Source organism: Nocardia sp. BSTN01 (assembly GCF_015354405.1).
In the GTDB taxonomy this organism is placed as follows: Bacteria; Actinomycetota; Actinomycetes; order Mycobacteriales; family Mycobacteriaceae; genus Nocardia.
Window position 1 is genome coordinate 72,734 of the sequence record NZ_JADKYP010000017.1, and the last position, 13,127, is coordinate 85,860.

General features: G+C 69.1%; 17 protein-coding genes and 1 pseudogene. 9 read left to right on the forward strand and 9 right to left on the reverse strand.

From position 1 onward, the window contains the following. Positions 1-24: 24 nt before the first annotated feature. The 3 genes and pseudogenes from IRT45_RS16450 to IRT45_RS16460 form a co-directional block, all read left to right on the forward strand. Positions 25-462 (forward strand): annotated as a pseudogene (locus IRT45_RS16450) (MBL fold metallo-hydrolase); the annotation flags it as partial. A 73-nt stretch (positions 463-535) separates the two neighbouring features. Continuing rightward, the gene (locus tag IRT45_RS16455; protein ID WP_194806721.1) at positions 536-1,060 is read left to right on the forward strand and encodes a DUF4142 domain-containing protein; all 525 of its coding nucleotides are present in this window, start codon (positions 536-538) and stop codon (positions 1,058-1,060) included. Continuing rightward, a complete protein-coding gene (locus IRT45_RS16460) occupies positions 1,060-1,575 on the forward strand; it encodes an SRPBCC family protein (RefSeq protein WP_194806722.1) in 516 nt (171 codons plus the stop codon). The genes IRT45_RS16455 and IRT45_RS16460 overlap by 1 nt, the downstream gene beginning before the upstream one ends. Before the next feature lie 10 nt (positions 1,576-1,585). Here the strand turns inward: IRT45_RS16460 and IRT45_RS16465 are convergent, their stop codons facing one another. Together IRT45_RS16465 and IRT45_RS16470 are read right to left on the reverse strand one after the other, a co-directional pair. Next, positions 1,586-2,650 carry an NAD-dependent epimerase/dehydratase family protein gene (locus IRT45_RS16465; RefSeq protein WP_194806723.1) on the reverse strand — a complete coding sequence of 355 codons (1,065 nt, stop codon included), beginning with the start codon at positions 2,648-2,650 and terminating at the stop codon, positions 1,586-1,588. A gap of 13 nt (positions 2,651-2,663) precedes the next feature. Further along, a complete protein-coding gene (locus tag IRT45_RS16470) occupies positions 2,664-3,770 on the reverse strand; it encodes a glutamate--cysteine ligase (protein ID WP_194806724.1) in 1,107 nt (368 codons plus the stop codon). A gap of 114 nt (positions 3,771-3,884) precedes the next feature. Here IRT45_RS16470 and IRT45_RS16475 point away from each other — a divergent pair, with 114 nt between their 5' ends. Together IRT45_RS16475 and IRT45_RS16480 are read left to right on the forward strand one after the other, a co-directional pair. Then, on the forward strand, positions 3,885-4,955 hold the full coding sequence (locus tag IRT45_RS16475; RefSeq protein ID WP_194806725.1) for a Vms1/Ankzf1 family peptidyl-tRNA hydrolase: 1,071 nt from the start codon (positions 3,885-3,887) through the stop codon (positions 4,953-4,955). Positions 4,956-4,976: 21 nt separating this feature from the next. After that, positions 4,977-5,183, forward strand: a complete 207-nt coding sequence (locus IRT45_RS16480) for a hypothetical protein (RefSeq protein ID WP_039782503.1) — start codon at positions 4,977-4,979, stop codon at positions 5,181-5,183. Between the two features lie 609 nt (positions 5,184-5,792). Here IRT45_RS16480 and IRT45_RS16485 read toward each other — a convergent pair. From IRT45_RS16485 to IRT45_RS16495, 3 genes are all read right to left on the reverse strand, one after another. Beyond that, positions 5,793-6,023, reverse strand: coding sequence for a DUF6480 family protein (locus IRT45_RS16485; RefSeq protein WP_194806726.1), 231 nt, complete (start codon positions 6,021-6,023; stop codon positions 5,793-5,795). Positions 6,024-6,135: 112 nt separating this feature from the next. Then, positions 6,136-6,720 (reverse strand): hemerythrin domain-containing protein, encoded by a 585-nt coding sequence (locus tag IRT45_RS16490; protein WP_194806727.1) that lies wholly within the window; start codon positions 6,718-6,720, stop codon positions 6,136-6,138. Between the two features lie 33 nt (positions 6,721-6,753). Further along, positions 6,754-7,641, reverse strand: a complete 888-nt coding sequence (locus IRT45_RS16495; protein ID WP_194806728.1) for a manganese catalase family protein — start codon at positions 7,639-7,641, stop codon at positions 6,754-6,756. A 138-nt stretch (positions 7,642-7,779) separates the two neighbouring features. Here IRT45_RS16495 and IRT45_RS16500 point away from each other — a divergent pair, with 138 nt between their 5' ends. Genes IRT45_RS16500 through IRT45_RS16515 form a run of 4 tightly spaced genes read left to right on the forward strand, consistent with a single transcriptional unit; the run spans position 7,780 to position 10,771 of the window. Next, complete coding sequence (locus IRT45_RS16500; RefSeq protein ID WP_194806729.1) at positions 7,780-8,559, forward strand: SDR family oxidoreductase; 780 nt, start codon at positions 7,780-7,782, stop codon at positions 8,557-8,559. A 2-nt stretch (positions 8,560-8,561) separates the two neighbouring features. Then, the gene (locus IRT45_RS16505) at positions 8,562-8,984 is read left to right on the forward strand and encodes an oxidoreductase (protein WP_194806730.1); all 423 of its coding nucleotides are present in this window, start codon (positions 8,562-8,564) and stop codon (positions 8,982-8,984) included. A gap of 21 nt (positions 8,985-9,005) precedes the next feature. Continuing rightward, the gene (locus IRT45_RS16510; RefSeq protein ID WP_194806731.1) at positions 9,006-10,496 is read left to right on the forward strand and encodes a molybdopterin-dependent oxidoreductase; all 1,491 of its coding nucleotides are present in this window, start codon (positions 9,006-9,008) and stop codon (positions 10,494-10,496) included. Beyond that, positions 10,493-10,771, forward strand: coding sequence for a hypothetical protein (locus IRT45_RS16515; protein WP_194806732.1), 279 nt, complete (start codon positions 10,493-10,495; stop codon positions 10,769-10,771). The genes IRT45_RS16510 and IRT45_RS16515 overlap by 4 nt, the downstream gene beginning before the upstream one ends. On the opposite strand, the gene IRT45_RS16520 is transcribed toward IRT45_RS16515, so the two are convergent. From IRT45_RS16520 to IRT45_RS16535, 4 genes are all read right to left on the reverse strand, one after another. Further along, positions 10,741-11,091, reverse strand: coding sequence for a hypothetical protein (locus IRT45_RS16520; RefSeq protein ID WP_194806733.1), 351 nt, complete (start codon positions 11,089-11,091; stop codon positions 10,741-10,743). The two genes, IRT45_RS16515 and IRT45_RS16520, sit on opposite strands and share 31 nt — an antisense overlap. Before the next feature lie 11 nt (positions 11,092-11,102). Beyond that, on the reverse strand, positions 11,103-12,143 hold the full coding sequence (locus tag IRT45_RS16525; RefSeq protein WP_309241003.1) for a hypothetical protein: 1,041 nt from the start codon (positions 12,141-12,143) through the stop codon (positions 11,103-11,105). Continuing rightward, the gene (locus IRT45_RS16530) at positions 12,122-12,613 is read right to left on the reverse strand and encodes a Dps family protein (RefSeq protein WP_194806735.1); all 492 of its coding nucleotides are present in this window, start codon (positions 12,611-12,613) and stop codon (positions 12,122-12,124) included. The genes IRT45_RS16525 and IRT45_RS16530 overlap by 22 nt, the downstream gene beginning before the upstream one ends. A gap of 93 nt (positions 12,614-12,706) precedes the next feature. Then, positions 12,707-13,057 carry a hypothetical protein gene (locus IRT45_RS16535; RefSeq protein WP_194806736.1) on the reverse strand — a complete coding sequence of 117 codons (351 nt, stop codon included), beginning with the start codon at positions 13,055-13,057 and terminating at the stop codon, positions 12,707-12,709. Positions 13,058-13,127 lie beyond the last annotated feature (70 nt).

Consider the following 13,127-nt stretch of genomic DNA (forward strand, 5'->3'; position numbering starts at 1 on the left):
ATCTGTCGATCACCTTCGTCGGCAATGCGCTCGCTGCCGGGCCGCTACGCCCCGGCCTGGACCTGGCGCATGCTGCCGCCGGTGATGGGGACGATGTACGAATTCGGCCCCGTGGACGGGCCGGTGCACCAGCGGCGCTACGTCTCCGGCGACACCCTGCTGGTGCAGGAACTCGACCAGATTCCGCGGCGATTCGACGATATCGACGCCGGAGTCCTGCATCTGGGCGGAACCCGCCTGCCCGCCGGGCCGCGACTGCCCTTCGGCCTCACCGTCACGATGGACGGCGCACAGGGCGCCGGGCTGGTGGACCTGCTGCGGCTGCCGCGCGCGGTGCCGGTGCACTACGACGACTACACCGTCTTCGCGTCCCCGCTCGCGGAATTCCGCGACCGGATGCGACAGCGCGGATGGGCCGATCGCGTCGTGGAGATCCCGCGCGGCGACACCGTGGTGCTGTGAGCGCCGGCGGCACGTGTACGACGCGCCGCGCTGGGCATCCGGGCTGCAAATACCCGGCGAACAGGAGCACATCATGAGATCACCGCATCGTCTGCTGGCCGTCACCGCCGCCGCGGTCGGCCTCGGGCTCGGCGCGACCGCGGTCGGCACGGCTCAACCGGCCGCGCTGTCGGCGCAGGACAGCGATTTTCTCGTCGCCGTCCACCAGGGGAACCTGACCGAAATGCTGTCCGGCGCGGGCGCGGCGGCCATGGGCACCTGTCAGCAGGTGCGCGATCTCGGCCCCGTTCTCGTGACCGACCACGCGCGGCTCGAGGCGATGGGCGCCGCGGTCGCGATCCCGAACGGCGTGGCCCTGCCGTTGATGCCGACCGCCGAGCAGTCGCAGCAGATGCGCGAGACGGCGATGAAGACCGGCCGCGATTACGACCTGGCCTGGCTGCACATGCAGGAGGGTTTCCACGTCCAGACACTGCAGGCGGGCGCCACCGAGACCGCGCAGGGCAGCAGCCCGCAGGTCACGGCGCTGGCACAGAACGCCGCGCCCGTGGTCCAGCACCATCTGGACATGATTCGCGACGCCTTGGCGGTGTGCTGATGGGCGAGGTCACGATGGGAGTTCCCGGTTCGGCCGAGCAGGTGTTCGCCGTGCTGTCCGACGGCTGGTCCTACGGCCACTGGGTGGTCGGATCCACCCACATGCGCGACGTGGACCAGGACTGGCCGCGGATCGGCTCCCGGATTCATCACAGCGTCGGCGCCTGGCCGCTGATGGCTCAGCAGGCCACTCGGGTGGTGGCCGTCGATCCGCCGAACAGCATCGAACTGGAGGCGGAGTTGTGGCCGTTGGGGGTGGCGTGGATCCGGCTGGAGATGACGCCGATCGACGCCGACACCACCGAGGTGAGCATGAGCGAGGAAGTGATCCGCGGACCGGGCCGGTTCATCCCCGACGTGGTGCAGACCATGGCTCTCAAACCCCGCAACAAGCAATCGCTCGCGCGGCTCTGTGACCTGGTGGCCTCACATTACGTCGACACCCGCAAGCCGTACACCCGCCGGCCCGGGACCCTCGCGCCCGGAACCTTCGAGCCCGACCGCCCCGAGCCGTAGTCACCGGCATTCATCCCGGCCGATGGTCCGGCCGTTGATCCTGGTGTGTCGGGCGGCCCGGGCGACACCGCATCGGATCGGGATTCAGCGGCGGGCTGCCGCCGGAGGCGTGCTCGCGCAAACCGGCGGCAAGCTCGGCCGCCACATCGACCGCGGAATGCGTCGGCCGCCAGTCGAGTTCGCTCCGCGCCCGCTCTGCTCGCACCAGGCACGCGCGGTCGGCCAAGCCCAGCCACGCCGGATGTAAGGGCAACAGCCCCGTGCGCCAGCCGGCGAAGGCGGCGGCGGCCAGCAGCGGGCGAGGCACGGGAATTCGCATTCCCCCGAAGATCTCGGTCAGCAGCGGTGCGGTGAGCACGGGTTCGGCGGCCAGGTCGAAGGCGCCGGTGGCGCGCCGCACCAGGATGGCCCGGATCGCCGCGGCCACATCCTCGGCATGGACCAGCTGCAGGCGAAGCCGGGGCCACAGCGGTACCGGCAACCACGGCCGGGTGATCGGCGAGCGCGGCAGCCAGGGCCCGAGCAGCCAATCGCCGAGTTCCGCGGCCGCGTCGGATTGGGCGATCCCGCACGGCCGGATCCGGGCGAGACCGACGGCCGGTCGTTCGGCGGTGAAGGCGTCCAGCCGTCGTTCCAGTTCCGCCTTGTCCCGGCTGTAGACGCCGCCCGGCACGCCGCCGCGCGGTTGACGCTCGTCGACGCGGGTCCAGCGCGGCGCCGGAGAATAGGCGGCCACCGACGACGCGACGGTCAGATGCGTGACGCGGCTGTCGGCCACCGCGCCGAGCACGTGGTCGGTGCCGATCCGGTTGGTCCGTTCCAGCGGCGGGTCGGTGCGGCGCGGATGCACCGCCCAGGCCAGGTGCACCACCGCGTCCATCCCCTCGAAGGCCGCCGCCAGTATGGGGCGGGCCGCCGGGTCGCCGATATCGCACGCGACCCATCGCGCCCGCGAATACGGTTCCCGGCCTGCGGGCGGCGGGCGCCGGGCGATCGCGACGATGTCGGCATCGGGCAGGGCTCGCAGCAGCGCCGTGCCGACGTTGCCGCTCGCGCCCGTGATCGCGATACGCATCCGCGCCCCTCCCCTACAGCGAACAGCCGTCCGCGGTCGCCTCGGCCAGTTCGTCCACCACATCCGCGACCGCTTCGCGCCGGTGCAACGCGGCCGACTGCCGCCGGGCCCCGTTGCCGCGGGCCGTCACCGCGTCGATCGTCTCGGTCACGAACTGCTCCTCCCCCAGTTCTCGCAGCGCCGGGGTGACGTGATCGACGAGCCGGGCCAGCCGGATCCGGGCCGGTTCCACTCGGCCGTCCAGCGGATCGACGCCGTCGCCGTCGAGTCCTTCGCGCGCGGATTTCCAATAGGCGGCGCGCAGCGTCGCGGCCGGCACCGCGGGCGCGCGCCGGCCGCGGCGCACCTCCGCGCGGCCGACCACGGCCGCGGCACGAACCAGGGTCGCCAGCAAGGCCGATTCCTCCGCCGTCACGGGAACGTCGCTGATGCGGATTTCCAGCGTCGGAAAGTGCGTGGAGCGGCGGATATCCCAATAGACCATGCCGGTGTCGAGGATGCTGCCGCAGGTCAGCATCATGTCGACGGCGGCGTCGTAGTCGGCGCAGGACTGGAAATACGGTGGCGGGCCGGCACTGGGCCAGCGCCGCCACATCACGTTGCGCCAACTGGCGTAGCCGGTGTCGGTGCCGCGATAGACCGCGGAATTGGCTGTGAGCGAAAGGAATACCGGCAGCCAGGGCCGTAGATGATTACTGATCTGCACCGCGGTCTCCGGATCGTCCACCGAGACGTGGACATGGCAGCCGCACAGTCCCTGCTCGTGCGCGAGCATGCCGAAATGTTTCTCGATGCGGCGATAGCGCGGCGTATCGGTGACCGGATAGGCGTCGGGCACGGTCGGCGGCACTCCGGTGGCGAGCAGTCGGGCGCTGTTGTCGGCCGCGGCGCGCACCACGGCGGCGCGCAACTGCCGCAGCTCCCGCAGCAGATCGGCCGCGCGCGTATGCACGGAACTGCTGGTTTCCACCTGACAGCTGGTCAGCTCCAACTGCAGATCGATCCCGGCGTCGCACGCCGACCGCGCGACCTCGCGGTTATTCGGGACCGGCGCTCCGGAAACCGGATCGACCAGCAGGAATTCCTCCTCGACCCCGAACGTCACATCGGCGGCATCCATCGGCTCACCCGCCCGGCACAGTCCATGGCTCGGTGATGCCCGGCGGCCGGAACGGCAAACGCATTCGGCGCGCGGATCGAGGTTTCACTCGCCGGGTGCGGGTAGCCGCCGCATGTGACCATTTCAGGACTACGCGAGTTGACCGAGCATCCGGGACCTTTCGCCTCGGTCTACATCGAGACCGTCAGCGATACCGAGGACGCCGCACACCAGCAACGACTGCGCAGTCGTGCCGTGCGGGAGGCCCTGGACGAGGACGGCGCGGACAACGCCGTCCTCGACGCTGTCGAGCGAGGACTGTCCGATCCGCCGCCGGGGCGTGCGGGACAGGCCGTCATCGCCGATGCCGACGGCGTCCTGCTCACCGAGGCGCTGGCGGAACCGCCCGCTCGCACCACTGTCCGGCTCTCGTCGATGCCTTATCTGCTGCCGTTGCTGCAGTTGCGCTCGCCGGCCCTGGCCCACGTGGTCGCGGTGGTCGATGATCGCGGTGCCGATCTGTACACGGTCGACGGCGACGGTCACCGCACCGATCGCCGGACCGAGGGCGCGCAGCATCCGGTGCACAAGGCGCACGGGGGTGGGTGGGCGCATCGCTCGATGCAGAGCCGGGTCGAGGAGACGGTGCGCCGGACCATCGATGCCACCGCGGAGGAGGTGGTGCGCCTGGCCGACGACGCCGACGCGGGCCTGATCGTGGTGGCCGGTGAGATCAGCGCGCGCACCGCACTGGTCGGCGCGCTGGCCTCGCATCACCGCCGGGTCGTGCAGATCGACGGCTTCACCCGGCAGGCGAGCGACGACCGGGCCGACCTCGACCGGCGGGTCGGTGAGGTGCTGCGGGACCGGGCCCGGACCCGAGTTCGCCACGTGCTCGACGGATTCGAGCAACGCCGCGCGCACGAACTCGCCGTACAGGGCCTGCCCGGTGTCGTCGCGGCGCTCACCGAACGCAATGTCGAGACCCTGCTGATCGACCCCGCCGTCATCGGCGACCGGGCCGTGCACGGGGGGCAGGATCCGACCGCGGTGCAGGTGCCGGATCTGCCCTCCGGCACCGGCGTCGTACGCCGCGCCGACGAGGCGCTGCCGCTGGCCGCGCTCGCCTCGGGAGCCGACATCGTGACCATCGATCGGGATCCGGCTCCGACCGACGGTGTCGCCGCCCTGCTCCGGCACCGCTGATCCGCGAAAGGAGAGAGAACGATGGACCGAGGAAACACCAAACACGGTGCGCGCGAAGACGATCAATTACGGCACGAACTCCAGGGCACCCTGCGCGGTAACCGCTCCAGCCGCGCCGAGGAGTGGCGGGATCCCGAACCACCCGCCGATGACGACCCGCAGCTGACACCCCCGCGAACCACGACGCCGGAGGGGGCGGAACACGACCGGACCGGCGAGGTCGACTGATCGCATCCCCTCTCGCGAATCGGCGCCGGTTACGGTCGCGCGGGCGGGGTATCTCTCCTGTACCGAGAACGATTCGACGTAGCGCCCTATTCGTCAACGGCGACGGATACCCGCAATTCGGTCCCGCACAACGGAGTGCGCCGGTGCGAGGCCTACGACGAATCGTCTCTCCGGACGGGGCGGTAGTTCCAGCTCGACCGGCCGACTGCCGCGCGGCCGGCATCGGCTTCACGGCCGGTGCCGGCCGATTTCTCCGATGATGTTGTGCCAGAAGATTTTTCGGGACGTCATCCCACCCGATCCGGGTGGCGCGGCATGCGTCGGGCGACGCGTCGCATACGGTCGATAGCCACGCTCACGGCATCCGGGCGCCCCGCATCGGCCGCCGCGCGCGAGACCCACGATCCGCTCGCGGCCGGGCTGGTCATCGGGCTCAGGAGTCACCGGGTCGTCGTAACCCGTGTATTCGACAGACATCTCGCGACCTCCCACCGGCCCGCGCCATGGCGATATCAGCACGAGTACCCGCGCCCGCGGGCGGGAAACCGCGAATTCGACTGAGCTGGATATAGTTTCGGTCAAGGCGGCGCAGTACGGACCGCCGGCCCCTCAGGTCATGGAGACGATCAGCGCGATCGCGACGACGACGAACACCACCACGATCGCCGCGACGATGACGATGAGCAACGCCCCGCTGGCCGGGAAATGATGACGGGTGCTCGGCTCCGGCGCCGAGAGACCCGAGGTCTGGGCGGTATCCGGCGGGGTGGAACCGGGGGCTACACCACCACCGGGTTCCAGGTCCGGAGTCTTGGCCGGGTCCGGATCCATTGCAGACATGTTCGGCGTCCTGTCCGGGGCGAATGCGCCCCTGATCGTCGTCGGCTCTCACTGCAGCCCTACCCCGCACCGGCGAGGGCAACCGCGCCGGTGCGGGAGAATCGGGCGAAACCTATGTCGGTGGCGGGGTCGGCGGCTGATGCGCCCGGCGGCCACCCACGAAATCCCGCACCTTGTCCAGTACGGCCGCCAGCAGGCCCGCCGACTTCAGGGTCGCGGGGTTGGAGGGGGTGTTCGGATGCGGGCGAGTGGGTGCGAATTTCTTCGCCGCCTGCATCTTGTCCCCCAGTTGTTCGAGTTCGGCCGGGCTCTGCGCTTCGCTCAGCCGCGGCCACACCTGCGATTGCTCGAATTCGATATGGGCCCGGGCGGCGGGAATGAACCGGTCCAGCGCCTCCTCGAATTCGCGGCTGCCGGCACCGAAATCCTCCAGTTGCTGCAACAGTTCCTTGGCCGAATCCTCTTGTGACACCGCTCGATCGGCGAGGTTGTCGCCGTCGGGCAGCGCCCGGCGCACCGCCGGCCAGAAGAACTGCTCCTCGATCGCCTCGTGCTGCGATTCGGCCATCACCAGGCTCGTCACCAGATCGCCCCGGGCCTTCACTTCGGCCTCGCCGGTGCCGCGGCCCCGTTCGAGCGATTCGAGCATGCCGAGCACACTTTCGTGGTCGTTGCGCAGAAAGGTCAATGCATCCATCGGTTGCTCCGTTCTCACACTGCGAGGGGTAGCTCAGCCCGGAACGTGCTGTTCGTGGGTGAAGGGCTTGGTGCCGTCGACGGCGGGTTCGCCCTGCGGATTGTTCTCCGCACCGTGGTTGCGCCCCTTGCCGGCGCTCAACCACCCCGACACCGGATCTTCCACGTAATCCCAGCTCATCCCCTGCGGCCACGGGCCCTGTCCCTCGTTCCACGGCCCGCGGCTGGAGTCGCCGTTCGACATGTTGAACGCCAGATTCTGGAAACGGTCGTCACCCGGCAGCGCACCGGGAGGGAAATTCACCGGCAGATCGTTCAACGCCGCGGTGAACTGCTGGAAATGCGCGACCTCACGGGTCATCAGGAACGACAGGGTTTCCTGAACGCCCGGGTCGTCGGTGAACTGCTTCAGATATTCGTAGACGATTTTCGCTCGTGTCTCCGCGGCGAGGTTGCTGCGCAGATCCACCGACGGTTCGCCGTTGGAATTGACGTAGGCGCCCGTCCACGGGACACCGGCCGAATTGCCCACATCCGGGCCGCCGCCGCGCAGCGCGAAGAACAGCGGATCGGCCGCCACCTGGTGGATCGCGGCATCCCGGCCGTCGGAGCGGGAGACGACCGGCATCCAGTCACAGCGCTCGTTGGCCTGTTTCAAATCGTCGTTGAGCCCGTCGAGCAGCATCGTGATCATCGATCCCACGATTTCGAGGTGACTGAATTCCTCGGTCGCGATATCCATGAACAGGTCGTACGTTTTGGGGTGTTTGCGGCGTAGCACGAACGCCTGGCTGAAATATTGCATCGCCGCCTTCAATTCACCGTTCGCGCCGCCGAACTGCTCCTGCAGCAGCGTCGCGAACCGCGGATCCGGGCGGTCGACCCGGACCTCGAATTGCAAGTCCTTGTTGTGAGTGAACATATAGGCCTCGAATCATGTCGTGGACACAGATGTGCGGCGGCTACCCCGGCGCTTCGAGCGGAAACGCACACACACGAACGAGCTGCCGCGATTGCGACGCACAGGTATGTGTTCGCACTGTCCGGGTAGGCGGGAGGTATGACCGACACACCTCCCCTGGCCCTGGTGACCGGCGCGTCCAGCGGTATCGGGTTCGAGCTCGCCAGACAGTTCGCCGAACGCGGATACGACGTGGTCATCGCCGCCGAGGACGCCGCCATCGACGTGGCCGCCGAATCGCTGCGCCGGTCCGGTGCGCACGTGCGGCCGCTGCGCATCGATCTGCACAGCGCCAACGGACCGGAGCAGCTGTACGCCACGGCCACCGAGGACGGCCGCGCGCTCGATGCGGTGGCCTTCAACGCGGGCATCGGGCGCGGCGGCGATTTCCTGTCGACCGACCTCGACGACGAGCTCGCGGTGATCGACCTCAACGTGCGCTCGACCGTGCGCCTGGCGAAACCGGTGGTCGCCGATATGGCCGCGCGCGGCTCGGGACGGCTGCTGTTCACCTCGTCGATCGCGGCCATGATTCCCGGCCCCGAGCAGGCCGTCTACCACGCGTCGAAGTCGTTCGTGCAGTCGTTCGCCGAGGCGCTGCGCCAGGAATTGCGCGACAAGGGCATCACCGTCACGGCCTTGCTGCCGGGCCCCACCGACACCGACTTCTTCCGGCGCGCGAAGATGCTGGACACCCGCATCGGCCGCGGCCCCAAGGACGATCCCGCCGAGGTCGCCCGCCAGGGGGTCGACGCGCTGCTGGCGGGCGAGCAGAAGGTCGTCGCCGCCTCGCTGCCCACGAAGGTGATGGGCCTGGTCAGCCGCGTCGTCCCCGACGCGCTGAAAGCCAGAGCGGGACAAATCATCTCGGGGCGCTGATCGTGGACCGTTACGCCGCCGTCGACCTTCCCCGCACGACCACCGCGGCCGGGGCGGCACTGTTGCTCGGTCTGGGCGGGGTGCATCTGGACGTGCTGGTGCGCGAGGACGCGCTGCCGACCTATCTGCGCGTGGGTTTCGCGATCCTGATCGCCTTCTGCGCTGTGGCCGCGGCGCTGGTGTGCGGCGCCCGTACCGCGCGCGCCGGCTGGGCCCTGGGCGGGCTCGCCGCCCTCACCTTCCTGGTGGTGTATGTGCTCAGCAGGCTCACCGGACTCCCCGGCCTGCCCGAGGTGCGGGGCTGGTGGGACAGCGCTCCGGGCAGTGTGGCCGGGACCTGCGCGCTGGGCTTCCTGGCGGTGACCGCCGCGATCGTGCTGGGTGTCACCGTCGCCCGGCCGCAACGACAGCAGTGGCACGACTGAGCGGAAATGGGGTGAGACACGATGACCACCTTGGATTTTCCGGCCTGGCTGCGGATCGAACACTGGCTCAATGTGCTGTTTCTTACCTTCGCGATGCGCAGCGGGGTGGAAATCCTGTCCAGTTACCCGAAACTCTTCTGGCGCGACGACAGCAAACCCGGCACCGAATGGGCGCGATTCACCCGCAAGCGCATGCCGACCGACAAGCTCTACGACACCCTCGACGAGGAGGAGAGCTACTCGTCACTGATCGCGCTGCCCGGCCACAAGAAATTGGGCCTGGGCCGGCATTGGCATTTCGCGACGGTCGCCGGTTGGATACTCGTCGGGCTCGCCTATTACGTGCTGCTGTTCGCGACCGGCCAGTGGCGGCGCTACATCCCGACCTCGTGGTCGCTGTTTCCCGCGGCCTGGCACGACGTCGTGACCTATATGAGTTTCAACCTGCCGCCGCTGCTGCCGGGACAGCCCTTCGACGCGGTGCAGAAACTCGCCTACGCCGGCGTGATCTTTGTGCTCGCGCCGTTCCAGATCCTCACCGGCGCAGCGCAATCACCGGCCGTGGAGGCTCGTTTTCCCTGGTTCGTACGAATGTTCGGCGGACGGCAGTCGGCGCGCAGCCTGCATTTCCTGGGCCTGCTGGCATTCGCCGTGTTCATCGTCATCCACGTGTCGATGGTGTTCTTCTGGAGCTGGGGTCAGCTCACCGCGCTGATGATCTTCGGGCAGGTCCGCAATATCGACTGGGCGATCGCGCTGTCGTTCGTGATCATCGGCGCGATCGTGCTGTTGCATATCGCGGCCACGGTGTGGAGCCTGCGCGATCCGCGGTCGGTGCAGCGGGTGCTGGGCGCCTTCGTGCGCCGACTGCGGCTGGGCTTGCTCCGGCCGCTGACCTCGCGGCAGGACTACTCGACGCACGCGCTCTCGCCGGAACACCGGGTGAACGGGAAACCGCCGACGGCGCTGCCGTACAAGGTGATGGCCGCACACAATTTCGCCGATTGGCGCCTGGACGTCGGTGGTCTCGTCGAACACCCGATGCACCTGAGCCTGGACGATCTGCGCGCGCTCGGCGAACCGCAGACCCAGCGGGTCCTGCACAACTGCGTGCAGGGCTGGTCGAGTATCGGGGAATGGACCGGGCTGCCGCTGTGCGAACTCGTCGCCCAGGTCCGCCCCCTGCCGGACGCGAAATATCTGTGCTTCCTCACCATGCAGGACACCGGACGCGACGATCCGAGCGCCGACGGCGTCGGCCAGTTCTACGAGGTGCTGGATCTGGAACTGGCCGGCAACCCGCAGACGCTGCTCGCCTACCGGATGAACGGCGCACCGCTGCCCATCGAACACGGTGCGCCGCTGCGGCTCCGGGTGGAGAACCAGGTCGGTTTCAAGATGGCGAAGTGGATCGACCGGATCGAGTTCGTCTCCGACTACTCCCATATCGGCCGCGGCATGGGCGGCTGGCGGGAGGACAACATCTACTACGACAAGGACGTCGAGATATGACGACGACCCAGCGGCGACCGGAGAACATCGCACTGACCGAGCGGCAACGCGATCGCGTCCTCGCCTACCTCGACCGTCGGCGCGCACGCTGCCGAGCTTGTGGCGCAACGGATTTCCGTGTGGGCGACGCGCTGTATCTGGGGTTCCTGTTCCTCGACGAGAATCTCGACGCCTATATGGTCGCACTGACCTGCGCGAATCCCGCATGTCCGGTGCCGCACACCGGAATCCGGATGCGCCGCGATCAGCTGTGGCTCGCTCCGGTGGCCGAGTGAGCGTGCTGCGAGCGACCGGCCGTGCGCGCCGGGGCCAGCCGGAAGCGTTCGATCGTCGCGGCGGCGTCGGCGAATTCCTCGATCAGCCGGTCGAATCGGTCCCGATCGGCCACCGACAGCGCACCACGCTCCCGGTAGTACACGACCCGCGGCAGCCGTCCCGACATCATCGCGCCCCACCGGATGCCGAAGTCGTAGACGACGCCGTCTGCCGCGGTCAGATCCGGATCGGCGGCCAACTCCCGCAGCCCGCGCAGCTGCTCACTCAGAATGTCCAGATCCTCGCCGACATCGACTGTGCCGGAACGGTTTTCGCCCACGACGGCACCTCTCACAGTTGCGGCTTGGCGACGGAGACCACTTCGGGCAGGTCGCGGACGGTCAGATAGACCCGATGCGGGCCCACGGCGATTCCCGACCACGCCGGCGCCTGCGCTTGCCGCACCGGCAGATCGAATCGGCGCAGCACCGGAATGGTTCCGTTCGCATACCCTTCGAAACTGCGGGTTTCGAGCACCACCAGCTGCCGGTCCGTGGCGGCGTAGATGCGGGTGTCGTCGGTGGCCAGATAGCGGATCGGCGCGCCCAGGTCGACGGATCCGGCCGTCTCGCTTCCGGATCCGTCGCGACGGGAGTCCAGGGCGATCAGTTCGCCCCCGGGCCGGGCCACATACAACCGGGTGACCTTCGTGCCGTCCCCCGCGGCCGCGAGGACGGGTTCGTCGTCGGCGCCGGTTTCGTCCGCGGGTGAGGAACTGCCCTTGTAGTGCGCGCTGCCCCGGGGTCCGTAGATGTGGAACTCCACTTCGCGGCTCCGGTTCGCCCCGTCGAGCCGGGCCTCCGGGCCCGCGTTCACGACCGTCGGCGCCAACGCGGTGCGGCGGTGCAGATCCACCGGCGTGACCGTGGCGCCGTCCTGCGAGAGCGCCAGCAACATCCGCTCCCCCGAATCGAGGGCCAGATACGACGGCCGCGGCCCCGCGGACAGTGTGCCGGTATCGACCAGATCGGACAGCCGAATCGAGGCCACCGCCTGCCGATCCGCGGCGCTGACCAGCGCCGTGCCGTCGTCCACCGGACTGATCTGCAGATTCGGTCCCAGCCCCGACAGGCGTGCCGAGGTGACGGTGTCGCCGCGGCCGTCGGCCAGGCCGTTCACCTTCACGACCCGGTCCGACGCCAGCGCCACGAGCGCGTCCGACCGGTAGGACCACACCGGGGCGTGCACGATCGCCCCGATCGGTGTCACCCGCACGGCATCGGGCGCTTCCAGTCGCGACCCAGGCGCGGAGCAACCGGCGACGGCCAGGACGGCCGCCGCCGGAACCAGATATCGGCGCAGCGCGCGCGTCAGGCGGCCTGGGCCTGCCACATCCAATGCAGTTGCTCCAACCGGGCGGCGATATCGATGAGCAGATCCTGGGTGACCGGATCGGCCTTCTCCGAGGCATCGATCCGCTCACGCAGCCGGCGCACGACCGCGGCCAGGGTGGCGACGATCGCCGCGATCACGTCACCGTCCTGCTGCCATCCCGAAGGGAACGATTCCGCGCTGGAACTCTCCGCGACCGTGCGGGCGCGCCCGTCCGGGCTCACCCCGATGGCGGTGGCCCGCTCGGCCGCCGCGTCGGTGAAGCCGCGCGCGGTCTCGACCAGTTCGTCCAACGCCAGATGCACGGTGCGGAACCGGGGGCCGATCACATTCCAGTGCGCCTGCTTGCCGATCAGGCTCAGATCGATCAGATCGACGACGGTGGCGCACAGCGCGTCACCGGCGATCCGTTGCTGTTCCGGCTCCAGCACCGTCGCGATCGGATCGGTGGTCGTGGAGGTCTTGGCCACGATGGTCTCCTTCCTCGCTGACAGTCATCACCTAGGCGACTGCTTGCGTGCACGACCTACCCGCTGCCGGCGACTCCAAACGAGCGGCGCGGTTCAGCCGGCGGCCATCGCCATCGCCAGATACACCACCATCACCGCGAACAGGAACCAGCCCGCGCCCTGCCATACCGGCCACGGCCGCCCGCCGCGCCACTGCCGCACGGTGATGACGAACGCGCCGATGCCGCCCAGTAACAACACGATTCCGGGCACCAGACCGACGGCCAGCCGCGACGCGGTATCGCAGGCCACGTGGTCGGCGTTCGCGCACTGCTCCCGCGAGGCCGCCCAGCCCAGCGCCACACCGGCGACGATCGCCGCCACCACCAGCACACCGACCGCGTACCGCACAGCCCGCCGGAAACTCGGCGGGTCACTCCAGCGGGGATTGACCTCGCGTGCCATCGTCACCTCCGGCCCGTTCGTCGTGCGCTCGTCACCCTGGCACTACCCGGAGCATCCGCGAATATTCGAT